Raw genomic sequence first — 278 nt, 5'->3', positions numbered from 1 at the left:
CAATACAGCTCTCTACACTCTTCTCATTTCCATTTAACTGAAATACTTTCTGTAATACTACTGACATTTCATATCGAGTTAATACTCCATCTGGACGGAACTGTCCATTATCGTATCCAGTCATAATTCCAGCTTGTGCAACTGCCTCAATAGCCCCTTCATATGCATTCCCTTTCGTATCTGTGAACTTCGCTTTCTGTTCTAGATTACGCTCCAGCTTCAAGTACTTTTGTATTAAAACTGCTACATGACCGCGCGTAATATTGTCACCAAATCCA

The 278-nt window shown here is 39.6% G+C and carries 1 protein-coding gene; it reads right to left on the bottom strand.

The features are described from left to right. Window positions 1–278 (bottom strand): S-layer homology domain-containing protein (locus KVT34_RS30225; RefSeq protein WP_217563289.1); only part of this gene is annotated, 278 nt, incomplete at both ends.

This window comes from Paenibacillus sp. GbtcB18, assembly GCF_019091125.1.
Classification (GTDB): Bacteria; Bacillota; Bacilli; order Paenibacillales; family NBRC-103111; genus Paenibacillus_F; species Paenibacillus_F chitinolyticus.
This window is presented reverse-complemented; position numbering and strand designations above follow the sequence as displayed.